A 16,815-nucleotide genomic window follows, 5' to 3' on the forward strand; every position below is an offset into this window, starting at 1 on the left:
GTCGGTCGCCATGAGCGAGCCGAAAATCCGAGTCGCCGTCGTGTTCGGCGGCCGTAGCACCGAACACGCCATCAGCTGCGTGTCGGCAGCGAGTGTGCTCGCCAATGTGGACCCCGCACGTTTCGACGTCCTGCCGGTCGGCATCACGCCGGAAGGCGCCTGGGTGCTTGCGCCGGGCGCGTCCACGCTGGCGATCGAAGGTGGTGCGCTGCCGAGCGTGACAGCGGGTACCGAGGTCGTGCTGACCGGGCCCAAGTTCGTCGAGCTGCATCAAGCCGGGGCCAGCGAGATCCTCGGCGACGTCGACGTGGTCATCCCGATGCTGCACGGCGCCTTCGGCGAGGACGGCACCATCCAGGGGCTGCTGGAGATGGCCGGGATCCCGTACGTCGGGTCTGGCGTGCTGGCCAGCGCCGTGTCCATGGACAAGGCATTCACCAAGCGGGTGCTCGCCGCCGAGGGCCTGCCGGTCGGCGCGTACGAACTGCTGACCCGCACCGACCGCACGCTGTCGCAGGCGCAACGGGATCGCCTTGGCCTGCCGGTGTTCGTCAAACCGTGCCGTGCCGGTTCGTCGCACGGCATCTCGAAGGTCACCGACTGGGCCGAACTGGACGACGCGATCGCGTTCGCCCGGTCGGTCGACCCGAAGGTGATCATCGAGGCCGCGGTGGCGGGCCGTGAGGTCGAGTGCGGTGTGCTGGAGTTCCCGGACGGCCGCGTCGAGGCGTCGCTGCCCGCGGAGGTCCGGACCGCGAGCGACTGGTACGACTTCGAGACCAAGTACCTCGACGAGTCGCTGGAACTCGACATCCCCGCCAAGCTCGACGACGCGCTGATCGAGAAGATCAGGGCGTTGGCGGTCAGCACCTTCCGCGCGGTGGACGGCGAAGGCCTCGCCCGCGTCGACTTCTTCGTCACCGACGACAACGAAGTGCTGATCAACGAGCTGAACACGATGCCGGGCTGCACCCCGAGCTCGGCCTACCCGAAGATGTGGGCGGTCACCGGCATCGACTTCCAAACGCTGGTGAGCACCCTCATCGACACGGCACTGGCCCGCGGCAGCGGCCTGCGCTGAAACCCTCGTGAGTGCCAGGGTTCTGACCCCGGCAAACACTCACGAGGGTTCCTTGGGGAGGGTTTTGGTCACGAGGGTGGAGATGTCCTGCAATGGGCCGGTTCCGGCGGCGGCGGGGATGGTCAGCGCTACGTAGACCGGGCGGTCGGCCAGGTACCACGTGGTCGATCCGGGGCCTTCGACCGGCAGCCATGACACGCCGTCGATCGCGCGGAGGTTCTGCGTCGTGGGCGTCAGCTCAGCCGGTTTCTCCAGGCCGCAGCGCAACACGACGGGATCGGAACGCTGGTCGGTCCACGCCACCGACGCGGGCGGCGCGGGCTCGGCCAGCGCCGCCTTGGTCAGCACCGCCTTGTCGGCCTGCAGGGTGGCGGGAACCTGCTGGATCAGGGTCGCGCAGTCGGCGGACGCGGCAGCCGGGGCGGGCACGGGGACGAGCGGGACCGGTCCCGTCCGCAACGGCGCGGGCGGGGTCTCCGGCTGTGCCGCTTGGTCGTTCCCTGACCCGAAAACGAGGCTGACGATGATCACGCCGACAATGAGCACCACCGCGAGTCCCGCGGCTATGACAACCCTTGTCCTGTCCACGTCCCCACTACAGCACGGGTCAAAGATGGACCACCGGGCAGGTGAGCGTTCGGGTGATCCCGTCCACGTTCTGGATGCGGGCGACGACCAGTTGGCCGAGCAGGTCGACACTCTCCGCTTCGGCGCGCACGATCACGTCGTACGGACCGGTCACGTCCTCGGCGGTGGTGACTCCCTGTATCCCGGCGATCTCGGCCGCGACCGCGGCTGCCTTGCCGACCTCTGTCTGGATGAGGATGTAAGCGTGGACCACCGGCGTGCCCCTTCGTCTGGACAAGAATGCTCAAGGTAGGAACGTGGTCAGCAACGTACCCCAACCGGGGAATGTTTGGTGATCCGAACATTCGGTATCGGAGGCTTTTGTGCGATCGGACACGCCGGACCAGGCGGGCACCGTCGCCGAGTTGGGTGAGTTCAACCTGATTCAGCGGTTGACCGGCGGGCGCGCCCAGCCGCAGAGCACGCTGCTCGGCCCCGGCGACGACGCGGCCGTCGTGGTGGCGTCCGACGGGCGTGTCGTGGCGAGCACGGACGTGCTCGTCGAAGGCGTGCACTTCCGGCTGGACTGGTCCACACCGGAACAGGTCGGGCACAAGGCGGTCGCGGTGAACCTCGCGGACGTGGCCGCGATGGGCGCGACGCCGACCGCGATCCTCGTCGGCCTCGCCTGCCCGCCGAAGACCACAGTGGAACTGCTCGACGGGATCACCAACGGGATGTGGCAGGAAGCCACCCGCGCGCGGGTCGGCGTCGTCGGGGGCGACGTCGTCAGCTCGGAGACGTTGGTGATCTCCGTCACTGCACTGGGGGATCTGCAGGGGCGGCAGGCGATCAGGCGCTCCGGGGCGCTGGCGGGCGACGTCGTCGCCGTGTGCGGCAAGCTGGGGTGGTCGGCGGCCGGCCTCGCCGTGCTGGGCCGGGGGTTCCGCTCACCGGTCACCGTCGTCAGCGCGCACCGCGCGCCGGAACCGCCGTACGAAGCCGGAGCGCAGGCCGCGCTGGCCGGTGCGACCGCGATGATCGACGTGTCCGACGGGCTGCTGTCGGACCTCGGGCACATCGCGGCGGCCTCCGAAGTGGCCATCGACGTGCGCACGGATCTGCTCGAAGTGCACCAGCGCCTGGTCGACGTCGGCACCGCCCTCGGCGCGGACCCCCGGCACTGGGTGCTGACCGGTGGGGAGGACCACGCGCTGGCCGCGACTTTCCCCGGCCCGTCGGAGGTCCCGGAGGGGTGGGTCACCATCGGCACGGTCAGACGCGGCGAAGGCGTTACCGTCGACGGCCGTCCGTACAGCGGCCCGGGCGGCTGGCAGCACTGGCGTTAGAGAGTCCACTTTGGAGGAGCTGTGCCGATCTACGCGCTCGGTGACAAGGAGCCGATCATCCATCCGGACGCGTTCGTTCATCCGGATGCGACAGTCATCGGGGACGTGACGCTGCTGGCGTACGCATCGGTGTGGCCGCAGGCCGTGCTGCGCGGCGACTCCGGCAGCATCCAGGTGGGCGAACGGACGAGCGTCCAGGACGGCACGATCGTGCACTGCACGGAGTTCCACCCGACCGTGATCGGCAGCAACTGCGTGGTCGGCCACAACGTGCACATCGAGGGCGCGACCGTCGCCGACCACTGCCTGATCGCCTCGGGTTCCGTGTTGCTCAACGGATCGGTGGTCGAGGAGGGCGCCGTGCTCGGCGCGGGCGCGGTGATGTCCTTCAACGGCCACATCCCCGCGCACCGGATGGCGCTCGGCGTACCCGCCCGGATCCGGGAGAACCACGAGGTGCCGCCGATGGCGTGGGCGATGATCGTCGACCGGTACGTGGAGAACGTCAAGATCTACAAATCCGGGCTCCGACGCCTGGACTAGCCGCATTTTTGGGGTCGGCTAGTCTTTGGCGGCATGGCACGTCCTCTGAACGAAGTCATGGACCAGGGCTGGGCACAAGCGCTCGAGCCGGTCGCGGACCGGATCGCGGCGATGGGTGAGTTCCTGCGCGCCGAGGTCGCCGCGGGCCGCACCTACCTGCCCGCCGGGGAGAACGTGTTGCGCGCGTTCAAGCAGCCGTTCGACGACGTGCGCGTGCTCATCGTCGGGCAGGACCCGTACCCGACGCCGGGACACGCCGTCGGCCTGTCCTTCTCCGTTGCCCCGGACGTGCGGCCGATCCCGAAGAGCCTGATCAACATCTACAAGGAGTACTGCGAGGACCTCGGGCACCCCAAGCCGTCCAACGGTGACCTGACGCCGTGGGCCGAGAACGGTGTGCTGCTGCTCAACAGGGCGCTGTCGGTGATGCCTGGCAAGCCGAACTCGCACCAGGGCAAGGGCTGGGAAGAAGTGACCGAGCAGGCGATCAAGGCGCTGGCCGCGCGTGGCAAGCCGCTCGTGTCGATCCTGTGGGGCCGCAACGCCCGCAACCTCCGGCCGCTGCTCGACCCGTTGCCGTGCATCGAGTCCGCGCACCCGAGCCCGATGTCGGCCGCCGGTGGCTTCTTCGGCTCGCGTCCGTTCAGCCGCGCCAACGAACTCCTGACGCAGCAGGGCGCTTCGCCGGTCGACTGGAAGCTGCCGTAACGATTGTCCTCGCTCCGCGAGGACGGGCTTGGTCGCCGGGAGCCGGTCATTGCCACCCCGCCCCACGCGACCGACATCTTCGCTGTGGCCTGCTGGCAGGCGTGGTTGGGGCGATGTCGGGCGTGTTGCGTGGCGTCAACGACCAGCGCGACCAAGCCGCAACCAGGCATAATGGCGGCAGTGGGAATCACTGCGCTCATTTTTGACTTCGACGGTCTGCTCATGGACACCGAGTCCACGCAGTTGCACAGCTGGCAGTACGAGTGGCGGCAGCACGGTCTCGAGCTCGACGTGACGACGTTCTTCGCCGATCACGGCGGAGACGTCTCCGAGCTCAGATACGCCGCGCTGGCCGCCGCTGTCGGTTCCGGCTACGACCGCGTGTCCAGCCACGCTCGTCGTATCGAGTACCGGGATTCGCTCAACGCTGAACTGGAGCTGCGGCCCGGAATCCGGGAGTGGCTCGATTCGGCGGATGGCTTCCGGCTGGCTGTGGCCAGCAGTTCGCCCGCTGCCTGGGTTCTGCCGCTGCTGGAGAAGTCCGGCTACCGCTCCCGGTTCGAAGTCGTGGCATGCGGTGACGAGGTCGGTGCGCACAAGCCGGACCCAGCGGTGTACTCGCTCGCGTTGCGCCGCTTGGAGATCTCCGCCGACCAAGCGATTGCCTTCGAGGACACGCCACACGGCGTCGCGGCAGCCAAGGCCGCCGGGCTGCGCTGTGTCGCGATCCCGAACCCGCACACCGATCCGGCCCGGCTTGCCGCCGCGGACCTGGTGTTGGCCAGTGCCGCGGACATGAGCCTGGCAGAGGTCGTCAGCTCGTAGAGAAAACAGGTTCCTCAGTCACCTCCGGCGTCAATAGCGTGGGGTGATGCGGCGGGATCTGGCGTTGATCGCCACCGGGGTCGGGGTTTCGGCATTCGGCACCAGCCTCGGCAGGCTCGTGCTGATGGTCCAGTTCAAGGACCACGGCGCGTTCGCGCTGGCCGCGTTGATGATCGCCGCGCTGCTGCCCGCGTCGCTCGGCGCGCCGTTCGCCGGGCTGCTGGTCGACCGGCTGCCCAACCGCAGGCTGATGCAGCAGGCCCAGTTCCTCCAGGCGATCGCGACGCTGGCGATCGCGTTCCTGATCGACAACGTCGCGGTGGTCCTGATCGCGACGCTGGTCGTCGGGTGCGGCGCGGCCGTCGCGGACCCGGCCGCCGCCACCCTCGCGCCCCGCGCGGCCGGGCCCGGTGACGTCGCGAAAGGCTTCGCCTGGCTGGCATCCAGCCGGTGGGCCGGTTACGTCCTCGGCACGGCCGCGGGTGGCGTGCTGATCACCGTGGTCGGTGGGAAGAACGCGATCCTGATCGACGCAGGGACTTTTCTCGCGCAGGCCATGTTGTTGCTGCTGCTCAAGGTCGACCGGGACCCACGGGTCGAGAGCGGCGAACGCGACAGCAAGAAGGGTGCCGCCATGGCGGGTATCCGGCACATGGCGCGCGACAGGGTGATCACCGTCAGCCTCGGGGGCCTCGCGGTCGTGGCGTTGTGCGTCGCGCTGATCAACGTCGCCGACATCTTCCTGATCACCGACGTCCTGCGCGGCGGGGTCGTGCTGATCGGCTGGGTCTACGCGGCGTGGATGATCGGGTCGATCCTCGGCTCGAGAACGGCCGGGCGGCTCGTGCACCAGCGGTCGATGGTCCGGACGTTGGGCTGGGCGGGAGCCGCGCTCGGGCTGGCCATCCTCATCCCCGCGGCCTTGCCGTACACCGCTGTGATGGTCGTCGCATTCCTCTGCGGTGGGTTCGCCAACGGGATGCAGAACGTCTCGCGTCAGGCGCTCGTCCGGCTCCGAACCCCGGACCACCTGCACGGTCGCGCCTTCGCGGCCACCGACTCGGTGATGCGCACGGCCAACGCCGTGGGCACGATGATCGCCGGTTTCGTGGTCACCGGCGTCGGCCCGCAGTGGGCGATGGGCGCGGCGGGCGCCGCCGCCACGCTGATCAGCCTCGGCACACTGCTGATCGCCCGTGAACGCGAACCGGCCCGGGTGGTCGAGACCACCCGGGCCGGTTGAAAGAGCGAACGCGTCAGCCCCGGACGACCTTGCCCGCCTTCAGGCAGGAGGTGCACACGTTCAGCCGCTTGCGCTGCGAAACGCCCAGCTTGGCGTGCACGGTCTGGATGTTCGGGTTCCACCGCCGGTTGGTGCGCCGGTGGGAGTGCGAGACCGACTTGCCGAAGCCCGGCCCTTTACCGCAGACGTCGCACACAGCAGCCACGTCAGTGTCCTTTCCTCTGGGTTTGCCGCCGGATCGAGGCCGACGACGTACAGCCCGGGCCTGCCAGGCAACTTGAACAGGGTAACGGGTCGCGTCCGGCGGTTACAAACCGGCCCCGTTCTCGCCGCTGCGGGTGTGTTCGCGGTTACCCTCGCGCCGACCCAATCACCGGTGCCCGACTCATCGGTGCCCGACAGCGGGAGGACACGACCGTGCTGCAGGCCCTGGATGCCGCCGCGATCCGCCGCTGGGCCGCCATGAGCGTGCGGACACTCGACGCGCAGCGCGAGGCGATCGACAACATCAACGTCTTCCCGGTGCCGGACGGCGACACCGGCTCCAACCTGCTCGGAACCATGAGAGCAGCTCTTGAGGCCCTGCTCAGGGCACCCGTGGACCAGCGGTCCGAGGCCGGTGCGGCGCTCGCGGTCCTCGCCAAGGGAGCGTTGGCCGGCGCGCGGGGCAACTCCGGCGTGATCGTGTCGCAGATGCTGCGCGGGCTCGCCGAGTCGCTGCGCGCGGTCGACCAGGCCGGTGCGCACGACCTGGCGAAAGCCATGGTCAGGGCCGCCGAGCTGGCCGCGGAGGCGGTCGCCGAGCCGCGCGCGGGCACGATGCTGACCGTGCTGACCGCGTCCGCCGCCGGGGCCCGCCGGATCCGGTCGGGCGTGTTGCACGAGGTCACGGCCGCTGCCGCGCGGTCCGCGTCGGAGGCACTGTCGCTGACACCACAGCAGCTCGACGTGCTGGCGGAGGCGGGTGTGGTCGATGCTGGGGGGCGTGGCGTGCTCGTACTCCTGGAAGCCCTGGTCACGGTCGTGAACGAACGTGACGAGCCGGTCGTGCCGTACTCGACGTCCCAGCCCTCGCCGGTCGCGGCGCGTGAGGCGGGGTCGACGGAGTTCGGCTACGAGGTCATGTACCTGCTGGACTCCACCAGCGACGACGCGGCCGCATCGCTGCGTGACACGCTGGCCAAACTGGGCGACTGCGTGTCCGTCGTCGGCGACGGTGACGGGTTGTGGACCGTCCATGTGCACTGCAACGACGTCGGCGGGGCGATCGAGGCCGGTGTCGAGGCGGGCAGGCCGCATCGGATCATGGTCGCCCGGTTCGCCGACGCCGAAAGCGCGCCGTCCCGGTTCGGTCGCGCACGGGTCGTGGTCATCCCGGCCAGGGGCGCGGGCATCGCGGCGCTGTTCCGTACTGAGGGCGCGCTGGTCCTGGAGATCGGGGCGAACGACGACCCCGACGTGTGGGATCTGCTGAACCTGATCACCTCGACCGGGGCGTCCCACGTCACCGTGCTGCCCGGCGACCAGGACCTGATGGGCATCGCCGACGAGGCCGCGGCCAGAGCCGTCGCCGGGGGGCAGGACGTCGTCGTGATCCCCTGCGTGTCGCCGGTGCAAGCGCTTGCGGCCCTGGCTGTGCACGACTCGGCGCGGCGCGCGGGCGACGACGTGGTGTCGATGGCGGAGGCCGCCGCGGCGACCCGGCGCGGCGAACTCCTGGTGGCCGACGAGGACGCGATCACGTGGATCGGCCCGTGCCGCGCCGGTGACCTGCTCGGCTTCGCGGACGGCGAGGTGATGCGCATCGAACACGGCCCGGTGGACCCGTCGACGGTGCTGCGCGGAGCCTGCGCGGTCATCGACCGGATGCTGACCTCGGGTGGTGAGCTGGTCACGGCGTTGCTCGGCGCCGACGCCCCGGACGACCTGAGCGACGAGCTGGAGAAGCACCTGCGGAGCGAGTACCCGGCCGTCGACTTCGTGTCGTACCGCGGCGGACAGCGCGACAACGTACTCATGTTCGGTGTCGAGTGAAAAGTGTCGGACTGGCTCGTTAATGTGAGTTGCGATGACTTCGTTTGATGACAGCTTGCAGCCCATCTTGGGCAAGAAGTCGGCCGACGCGCTGGCGGCAGCCCTCGAGCTGCACACGGTCGGCGATCTGCTGCGGCACTACCCGCGCCGCTACGAGGAGTTCGGCGAGCTGACCAACATCGCCGGGTTGGAGATAGGCGAGCACGTCACGATCCAGGCGGAGATCACCAGGGTCACCAAGCACCAGATGCGCCAGCGGCACGGCACCCGCACCGAGGTGGAGATCACCGACGGGCAGCGCAAGCTGACGATGTCGTTCTTCAACCAGCTCGGCAAGTACAAGGACCAGCTGAAGGTCGGCGCCCAGGGCTTCTTCGCCGGCAAGGTCGGCATGTTCAACAAGAAGCTCCAGCTGCAGAACCCGGAAGTGCAGATCTTCGAGGAAGAGGACGAGGAGCTGCAGAAGATGCGGCCCGTCTACCCGGCGGCGGCGAAGATGCCGACGTGGAAGGTCGCCAACTGCGTCCGCCAGCTGCTGGGTGTCTGGGAGGGCGCGGAGGACCCGCTCCCGCCGGAACTGCGCAAGGACCGCGGGATGATGCCGCTCGACGCGGCACTGCGCGCGATCCACATGCCCGAAGGCTGGGACCAGGTCACGGCGGCGAGGAAACGCCTCAAGTGGGACGAGGCGATCGCCGTGCAGTTGGCGCTGGCGTTGCGCCGCCAGGCGACCGCGGCCCGCCCTGCGCCGGCGTGTCCGCGGAAGTCCGGCGGGATCCTGGACGCGTTCGACGAGCGGCTGCCCTTCGAACTGACGGCGGGACAGCAGGAGGTCGGCGAGACGATAGCCGAGGACCTGACCACCCGGCACCCGATGAACCGCCTGCTGCAAGGCGAAGTCGGCAGCGGTAAGACCATCGTGGCCCTGCGCGCGATGCTGCAGGTGGTGGACTCGGGGCGGCAGGCCGCGATGCTCGCGCCAACCGAAGTACTGGCCGCGCAGCACGCGCGCTCGTTGCAGGAGATGCTCGGAGACCTGGCGCAGGCCGGGGAGCTGGGCGGTGCCGAGCAAGCGACCCGGCTGACGTTGCTGACCGGTTCGTTGCCCGCGGCCGCTCGTAAGCAGGCGCTGCTGGACGCGGCCTCCGGCGCGGCCGGGATCGTCGTCGGCACGCACGCTTTGATCCAGGACAAGGTGTCTTTCGCCGACCTGGGCTTCGTAGTCGTCGACGAGCAGCACCGATTCGGTGTGGAGCAACGCGATGCGCTGCGTACTCGCGCTGCCGACGGTTCAAGCCCGCACGTGCTTGTCATGACCGCCACACCTATTCCCCGCACGGTCGCTATGACCGTGTACGGCGACCTGGAGACTTCCGCGTTGCGGGAGTTGCCGCGTGGCCGCTCTCCTATCGCGACGAACGTCGTGCCGGTGGCGGAGAAACCCCAGTGGCTTGATCGCGTGTGGCAGCGGGTGCGTGAGGAAGTCGGCTCTGGTCACCAAGCCTATGTGGTGTGTCCCCGAATCGGTGAGGCGGGGGCGGAGGAGGCTGAAGAGCCGCCCCTGAACGACGACGGCCGCCGTCAGCCGCTTGCGGTTGAAGAGGTCGCGCCCATGCTGGCGTCGGGTCCCCTCAACGGGCTCCGCATCGCGGTGCTGCACGGGAAGATGCCCGCGGACGAGAAGGACGCCACGATGCGTGCGTTCGCCGCGGCCGAGGTCGATGTGCTCGTGGCCACGACTGTCGTCGAGGTCGGCGTGAACGTGCCGAACGCCACGGTGATGGTGATCATGGATGCTGATCGGTTCGGCGTCAGCCAGTTGCACCAGCTGCGGGGCCGTGTGGGGCGGGGGAGCGCTCCTGGGCTGTGCCTGCTGGTGAGCGAGGCCTTGGACGGGACGACCACGCGGGAGCGGCTGGACGCCGTCGCCTCCACTGTGGATGGTTTCGAGCTGGCTCAGCTGGATTTGGAGATCCGGCGGGAGGGGGACATTCTCGGGGCCACGCAGTCCGGGAAACGGTCGCAGTTGAAGATGCTTTCTCTGCTTCGGGATTCCGCGGTTATCGGGGAGGCTCGGGAGGTTGCTCAGCGGTTGGTTTCCGCGGATCCCGGGTTGGGGAGTAGTCCTGGTTTGCGGGGTATGGCTGAGACTCTCGTTGATTCCGAGCGGGCTGAGTTTTTGCAGAAGGCTTGATTTTTGGTTCGGTTCGGGAAGGATTTTCCCTCGCCGGGGGGCTGACCTCTGGGCAGGAGGTTCTTCGCTGGGTGTTCTTCCGGCGCATGCTTTCTTGTCCCGGGGTTTGAGGGCGCGGGTGTCCCCTGCCCGTCGACCTGCCCCAGGGAACCACGGTCTATCAAGAGGATCGGTTTGGCTGTCGCTGGGGCTCTTGGGGTAGGCCGACCTCTTGACAGCCCGTGGTTGGCCTTCGCCCAGGCCGACGGGCAGGAGACACCCCCGAAGCCCACCTCTGCGCTTGCGCGCACGCCCGCTGGGGTCGCTTTGCTGACGCGCGGTCGCAAACCCGCTGTGCCTGCGCGATAGCCGTTGCGGGTTGCTCTGCGCTTGCGCGTGTTACCTGCTCTGCGCTTGCCCGCTTGCCGCCCGGGCTGGCTGTGCTTGTGCGCGGGTGCTTGCTCTGGGCCGTGTTGTGGTCGGCTGCGACTTCGAGGTGGGTTGGGGGTGGGTGTTCTAGCGGCGGGTCTGCTTCTGGGTTTGCTTCTGGGGCTGCACCGGCAGTTTCTCGGTTGGGGAGTCCGCCGTTGATTTCTCCGTTGGTTTCTCCGGGGTTTTCTCGTCCGCCTCGAAGTGCTTGATGGCTTCTTGGACCGCGTCGTTCGTTGCTGTCAGGCGCTCGGCGATCCTGGTGCGGAGTTCGATGAGGCGCTTTGTCGATTCGTCTGCCTCGGTTTGCTTCTGTTCCGCTTTCGCCAGGATTTCTGCCGCTATTTCTTCCGCTCCGGATTTGGTTTCCGCCGCTACTCGTTCGGCTTCCGCCAGTTGTCCCGCGACCTTCTTGTTCGCTTCTTCTTCCAGCTTCGCCCGGGTTGCTGCCGCGTCCTCGTCGAGCTTCGTGCGCTTCGCCGCGGCTTCCTTCTCGACGGCTTCCGCCGAGCGCTTGGCGTCCGCGACGATCTTCGCGGCTTCCGCGCGCGCCTCGGTCATCAGCTGGGTGTGTTCCGCGGTCAGCTTGGTCTTCAGCTGGTCGAATTCCGCGTCCAGGTCGTTGTTGTGCTTGGTGTACTTCTCTTCCAGCTCTTTGCGCCTGCGGTCCAGCTCCGCCATCTTCGTGTCGTGCTGCGCCTGCAGTTCGGCGGCCAGGCCGTCTGCCTTCGCGCGGATCTTCGCGGCGTACGTGTCCGCGTCGTCGCGGATCTTCACCGCGTACTTGTCCGCTCCGAAGCGGGTTTCCGTGTTGTACTTGTCCGCCTTCGCGCGCAGCTCCTTGACGTGCTCCTCGCCTCCTCGGCGGAGCTCGGCCACTTCCTCTTCCGCCAGGCGCATCATCTCGCGCACGCGCTCGGTCATCGCCGTCGCGCTGCTGGGGTTCGTGGCCATCCGTTCAAGCCGGGCCTTGGTGTCCGTCAGCTCCTGCTGCGCGTAGTTCAGGGCTTTTGTCAGCTCCGCCACACGGGCATTCGCTTCGTCTCTCCCGATCGCCGCGTCCTTCAGGTCGCTGACGAGCCCGGTGACGCGTTCGTTCACCTGCTTCTTGTTGTACCCGTTCAGGGCAGAGTCGAAGTAGGTGGGCGTGGACTTCTGGGACTCGTTGGCAACGGCCATTCCACCACTTTAGTGAATCCCTCGATCGTGCGATGTGTGAGGTGTGCCCCGCAGGTGGTAGTGATCTTGGGCCGGATGGCTCAGTCGTGATCACCTTGTCGACTGACCCGTGCGCGGAGGAGTGACCCCCCTCACGGGCTGCCCGAATTAGCCCTAATGGTCCAGACCTGTCTGTCGTGGGTCGTTTACCCTGTGTCCACACCCCTACGCGGCGTGGCGGGAAGTAGGCCGCACTATGTCGGATTACCGACACACGGTTGTCCTGCGTTGCGTGGACGGCTTGTTGAGGGATGCGCTCGCCAACTGGATAGCGTCACTACCCGGATACCTGGTCGCCGGAGCGGCGGCGACGGGCGACGGGCTGCTGCGCCTCTGTGCGCTGCGGTCGCCCGACACGGCTGTGGTCGAACTGCGTTCGGCCGATCCCGACGAGTTGCAGTTCGTCGGTGAACTGCGTGCGGTTCGCAGCGAACCGCACATCGTCGGTCTTCATCGCGCCTTGGACGCGCGGAGTCTCGCCTACCTGCACCACGCCGGTGTCCATCGGCTGGTCAGCACGCGATTCGGTGTCGCGGGGCTGCGGGACGCGCTCGCCGAGGCCGACGGCGGCTGGCGCCCGGCCAGCCCCGGCCACGGCCTGTCAGCGCGTGAACTGGAGATCCTCGCGTTGATCTGCGCGGGCTGCTCGGCCGCGGAGATCGCCGCGGAACTGGGCATCAGCCCGCACACGGTGACCAACCACAAACGCCGGATCTTCGCCAAACTCGACGTGCAGAGCCGCACCCAGGCCACGGCCGAGGTCGGCAGGCTGGGCATGCGGTTACCGGGACAGCTGTCCCGCAGTCCCGGCGGCGAGGCGCCGCGCAACCTCACCAAACGGGAGCGCGACATCCTCGACTCCATCGCGCGGGGCGAATCGGTCCGGCAGACCGCCCAGGCGCTCGGCATCGCCATCAAGACAGTCCAAAGCGAACAGCGGCAGCTGTTCTCCAAGCTCAGCGCCCGCAACAGGCCGCAGGCGCTGACCAACGCGCGTGGCTACGGCCTGGTCGATTCCACCTGATGGACCCACGTGCATGACATCGGTCACCACATGCCGTGCCCCGGATGCCTCCGACCGGTAGCGTTCTCCGTCACGACCCCGCGCGACCAGGAGGTATCCGGGCGATGTTCCGCAAGATACTCGTCGCCAACCGCGGCGAGATCGCCATCAGGGCGTTTCGCGCAGGCTATGAGCTTGGCGCCGGAACGGTGGCCGTCTTCCCTTACGAGGACCGCAATTCGCTGCACAGGCTGAAGGCGGACGAGGCGTACCAGATCGGTACCCAAGGCCATCCAGTACGCGCGTACTTGTCGGTGGACGAAATCGTGAAGGCCGCTCGCAGATCCGGTGCGGACGCCGTGTACCCCGGGTACGGCTTCCTGTCGGAGAACCCGGATCTGGCACGGGCGTGCGCGGAGGCCGGGATCACCTTCGTCGGACCGACCACCGAGGTGCTCGAACTGACCGGCAACAAGGCCAGGGCGGTCGCCGCCGCCAAGGCCGCCGGGCTGCCCGTGCTCGAGTCGTCCCCGCCGTCGTCCGATGTGGACGAGCTGGTCGGCGCGGCCGAGCGGATCGGGTTCCCGGTGTTCGTCAAGGCCGTCGCCGGTGGTGGCGGCCGGGGCATGCGCCGGGTGGAGCAGCCCGGTGCGCTGCGCGAGTCGATCGAGGCCGCCATGCGCGAGGCCGAGTCGGCGTTCGGCGACCCGACCGTGTTCCTCGAGCAGGCCGTGGTCGACCCACGGCACATCGAGGTGCAGATCCTCGCCGACGGCACCGGCGAAGTGATGCACTTGTTCGAGCGTGACTGTTCGATGCAGCGCCGCCACCAGAAGGTGATCGAGCTCGCGCCCGCCCCGAACATCTCCGAGGAGCTGCGCGAGCGCATCTGCGGTGACGCGGTCAGGTTCGCCAAGCACATCGGCTACCGCAACGCCGGTACGGTCGAGTTCCTGCTCGACCCGTCCGGCAAGCACGTCTTCATCGAGATGAACCCGCGCATCCAGGTCGAGCACACGGTCACCGAAGAGGTCACCGACGTCGACCTGGTCCAGTCCCAGCTGCGGATCGCGTCCGGCGAGACCCTCGCCGACCTCGGCCTGAGCCAGGACACCGTACGGCTGCGCGGCTTCGCCATGCAGTGCCGGATCACCACGGAGGACCCGGCGAACGGGTTCCGCCCGGACATCGGGATGATCAGCGCCTACCGGTCCCCGGGCGGCGCGGGCATCCGGCTCGACGGCGGCACGGCCTTCGCGGGCACCGAGATCAGCGCGCACTTCGACTCCATGCTGGTCAAGCTGACCTGTCGCGGCCGCAACCTGGAGACGGCCGTGGCGCGGGCGCGCCGCGCGGTCGCGGAGTTCCGGATCCGCGGTGTGGCCACCAACATCCCGTTCCTGCAGGCGGTGCTGGACGACCCGGACTTCCGGGCGGGCCGGATCACCACCGGTTTCATCGAGCAACGGCCGTACCTGCTGACCGCGCGCAGCTCCGCCGACCGCGGTACGAAGCTGCTGTCCTACCTCGCGGACGTCACGGTCAACAAGCCCCACGGCGAACGGCCGAGGTTCGTCGACCCGGTGGAGAAGCTGCCGGACGTCGATCTCACCGGCGAACCGCCGGCCGGGTCGAAGCAGAAGCTGACCGAACTCGGCCCGGAGGGGTTCGCCCGCTGGCTGCGGGAGGCCAAGCTCGTCGGCGTCACCGACACGACCTTCCGTGACGCGCACCAGTCGCTGCTGGCGACCCGAGTACGCAGCAAGGACCTGCTCGCGGTGGCGCCGTACGTCGCGCACACCATGCCCGAGTTGCTGTCCGTGGAGTGCTGGGGAGGCGCGACCTACGACGTGGCGCTGCGGTTCCTCGCCGAGGACCCGTGGGAGCGGCTGGCCAAGCTCCGCGAGGCGATCCCGAACATCTGCACGCAGATGCTGCTGCGCGGCCGCAACACCGTCGGGTACACGCCGTACCCGGAGGCGGTGACGCAGAAGTTCGTCCAGGAGGCGACGAGGACCGGTATCGACATCTTCCGGATCTTCGACGCGCTCAACGACGTCGAGCAGATGCGCCCGGCGATCGACGCCGTCCGCGAGACCGGTACGGCGGTCGCCGAGGTGTCGCTGTGCTACACGTCCGACCTGTCCGACCCGGGCGAGCAGCTGTACACGCTGGACTACTACCTGAAACTGGCCGAGCAGATCGTCGGTGCCGGTGCGCACGTGCTCGCGGTGAAGGACATGGCCGGGCTGCTCCGCCCGCCCGCCGCGGTGAAGCTGATCACCGCGCTGCGCAAGGAGTTCGACCTGCCGGTGCACCTGCACACGCACGACACCGCCGGTGGTCAGCTCGCCACCTACCTCGCGGCCATCCAGTCCGGTGTGGACGCTGTGGACGGCGCGACCGCGTCGATGTCGGGCACGACGTCGCAGCCGTCGCTGTCGGCGATCGTGGCCGCGACCGACCACAGCGAGCGCGAGACCGGGCTGAGCCTGCAGGCGGTGTCCGACCTCGAGCCGTACTGGGAGATCGTGCGGCGGGTCTACTACCCGTTCGAAGCCGGTCTGCCCGGCCCGACCGGCCGCGTCTACCTGCACGAGATCCCCGGCGGTCAGCTGTCCAACCTGCGCACGCAGGCCAAGGCGCTGGGCCTGGGCGACCGGTTCGAGGACATCGAGACGATGTACGCGGCCGCCGACCGGATGCTCGGCCACCTGATCAAGGTGACCCCGTCGTCCAAGGTGGTCGGTGATCTGGCGTTGCACCTGGTCGGTGCGGGTGTCGACCCGAAGGAGTTCGAAGCCGACCCCGGCCGCTTCGACATCCCGGACTCGGTGATCGGCTTCCTGCACGGTGAACTCGGCGACCCGGCGGGTGGCTGGCCGGAGCCGTTCCGCACCAAGGCGTTGCGCGGCCGTTCGGCGCCGAAGGGCGTGACCGAGCTGACCGACGACGACAAGCAGGCGCTGGAGGACGACCCGCGCGGCACCCTGAACCGGCTGCTGTTCCCCGGGCCGACCAAGGAGTTCCTGGCCCACCGCGAGCAGTACGGCGACACGTCGGTGCTGGCGAGCAAGGACTTCTTCTACGGCCTGCGGCCCGCGCAGGAGTACCCGGTCGACCTCGAACAGGGTGTCCGGCTGCTGATCGAACTCGAAGCCGTCGGCGAGGCGGACGAGCGCGGCATGCGGACCGTGATGGCCACCCTGAACGGTCAGCTGCGGCCGATTCCGGTACGGGACCGGTCGATCGCGTCCAACCTGCCGGTCGCGGAGAAGGCGGAGAAGGGCAACCAGAACCACGTTCCCGCGCCGTTCGCCGGTGTGGTCACGCTGGCTGTCGGCGAGGGCGACGAGGTCGAAGCCGGTGCCACGGTCGCCACGATCGAGGCGATGAAGATGGAGGCCGCGATCACCGCGCCGAAGGCGGGCAAGGTGCAGCGGCTGGCGATCGGGTCCGTGCAGCAGGTGGAAGGTGGCGACCTGCTGATCGTGTTGTCGTAGCCGGAACACGAAAAATTGCCATACCCGTGGCCGTGATGGTGGTGGGAGCCATCGTCACGGCCACTTACTGGTCAAGAGGGTCGGGGATTGGCCCGTGCATCGGGTAAAGATGTCTGCACGAAGGCTTTCGCAGCGATTC

Annotated in this window: 14 protein-coding genes; 10 read left to right on the forward strand and 4 right to left on the reverse strand. The window is 68.5% G+C overall.

Going from position 1 to position 16,815, the window contains the following annotated elements; genetic code table 11:
* Positions 1-10: 10 nt before the first annotated feature.
* Positions 11-1,081, forward strand: a complete 1,071-nt coding sequence (locus ALI144C_RS47395; RefSeq protein ID WP_076993885.1) for a D-alanine--D-alanine ligase family protein — start codon at positions 11-13, stop codon at positions 1,079-1,081.
* A 39-nt stretch (positions 1,082-1,120) separates the two neighbouring features.
* Here the strand turns inward: ALI144C_RS47395 and ALI144C_RS47400 are convergent, their stop codons facing one another.
* Both ALI144C_RS47400 and ALI144C_RS47405 read right to left on the reverse strand, forming a co-directional pair.
* Complete coding sequence (locus tag ALI144C_RS47400) at positions 1,121-1,669, reverse strand: DUF3515 domain-containing protein (RefSeq protein WP_143231317.1); 549 nt, start codon at positions 1,667-1,669, stop codon at positions 1,121-1,123.
* Positions 1,670-1,688: 19 nt separating this feature from the next.
* Positions 1,689-1,922 (reverse strand): Lrp/AsnC ligand binding domain-containing protein, encoded by a 234-nt coding sequence (locus tag ALI144C_RS47405; RefSeq protein ID WP_076993886.1) that lies wholly within the window; start codon positions 1,920-1,922, stop codon positions 1,689-1,691.
* 109 nt (positions 1,923-2,031) lie between these two features.
* On the opposite strand from ALI144C_RS47405, the gene ALI144C_RS47410 reads away from it, so the two are divergent.
* The 5 genes from ALI144C_RS47410 to ALI144C_RS47430 all read left to right on the forward strand — a co-directional run bounded on the left by ALI144C_RS47410 (position 2,032) and on the right by ALI144C_RS47430 (position 6,316).
* Positions 2,032-2,997 (forward strand): thiamine-phosphate kinase, encoded by a 966-nt coding sequence (locus tag ALI144C_RS47410; protein ID WP_076993887.1) that lies wholly within the window; start codon positions 2,032-2,034, stop codon positions 2,995-2,997.
* Between the two features lie 21 nt (positions 2,998-3,018).
* The gene (locus ALI144C_RS47415; protein ID WP_076993888.1) at positions 3,019-3,540 is read left to right on the forward strand and encodes a gamma carbonic anhydrase family protein; all 522 of its coding nucleotides are present in this window, start codon (positions 3,019-3,021) and stop codon (positions 3,538-3,540) included.
* A 33-nt stretch (positions 3,541-3,573) separates the two neighbouring features.
* The gene (locus tag ALI144C_RS47420) at positions 3,574-4,248 is read left to right on the forward strand and encodes a uracil-DNA glycosylase (RefSeq protein WP_076993889.1); all 675 of its coding nucleotides are present in this window, start codon (positions 3,574-3,576) and stop codon (positions 4,246-4,248) included.
* 180 nt (positions 4,249-4,428) lie between these two features.
* Complete coding sequence (locus tag ALI144C_RS47425) at positions 4,429-5,073, forward strand: HAD family hydrolase (protein ID WP_083754141.1); 645 nt, start codon at positions 4,429-4,431, stop codon at positions 5,071-5,073.
* A 46-nt stretch (positions 5,074-5,119) separates the two neighbouring features.
* Positions 5,120-6,316 (forward strand): MFS transporter, encoded by a 1,197-nt coding sequence (locus ALI144C_RS47430; RefSeq protein ID WP_076993891.1) that lies wholly within the window; start codon positions 5,120-5,122, stop codon positions 6,314-6,316.
* 13 nt (positions 6,317-6,329) lie between these two features.
* Here ALI144C_RS47430 and rpmB read toward each other — a convergent pair whose 3' ends face one another.
* Positions 6,330-6,521, reverse strand: a complete 192-nt coding sequence (gene rpmB, locus ALI144C_RS47435) for a 50S ribosomal protein L28 (RefSeq protein WP_033380326.1) — start codon at positions 6,519-6,521, stop codon at positions 6,330-6,332.
* A 212-nt stretch (positions 6,522-6,733) separates the two neighbouring features.
* On the opposite strand from rpmB, the gene ALI144C_RS47440 reads away from it, so the two are divergent.
* Positions 6,734-8,350 (forward strand): DAK2 domain-containing protein, encoded by a 1,617-nt coding sequence (locus ALI144C_RS47440; protein WP_330359655.1) that lies wholly within the window; start codon positions 6,734-6,736, stop codon positions 8,348-8,350.
* A 34-nt stretch (positions 8,351-8,384) separates the two neighbouring features.
* Positions 8,385-10,544, forward strand: coding sequence for an ATP-dependent DNA helicase RecG (recG, locus tag ALI144C_RS47445; RefSeq protein WP_076993892.1), 2,160 nt, complete (start codon positions 8,385-8,387; stop codon positions 10,542-10,544).
* A gap of 495 nt (positions 10,545-11,039) precedes the next feature.
* Here the strand turns inward: recG and ALI144C_RS47450 are convergent, their stop codons facing one another.
* Positions 11,040-12,131, reverse strand: a complete 1,092-nt coding sequence (locus tag ALI144C_RS47450; protein ID WP_076993893.1) for a hypothetical protein — start codon at positions 12,129-12,131, stop codon at positions 11,040-11,042.
* Positions 12,132-12,402: 271 nt separating this feature from the next.
* Between ALI144C_RS47450 and ALI144C_RS47455 the strand changes: the two genes are divergently transcribed.
* Positions 12,403-13,194: a response regulator transcription factor gene (locus ALI144C_RS47455; protein ID WP_076993894.1), complete on the forward strand. Its 792-nt coding sequence runs from the start codon at positions 12,403-12,405 to the stop codon at positions 13,192-13,194.
* Between the two features lie 104 nt (positions 13,195-13,298).
* On the forward strand, positions 13,299-16,676 hold the full coding sequence (locus tag ALI144C_RS47460) for a pyruvate carboxylase (RefSeq protein ID WP_076993895.1): 3,378 nt from the start codon (positions 13,299-13,301) through the stop codon (positions 16,674-16,676).
* Positions 16,677-16,815: the final 139 nt, after the last annotated feature.

Origin of the sequence: Actinosynnema sp. ALI-1.44 (assembly GCF_001984155.1) — a bacterium.
Taxonomy (GTDB): Bacteria; Actinomycetota; Actinomycetes; order Mycobacteriales; family Pseudonocardiaceae; genus Kibdelosporangium.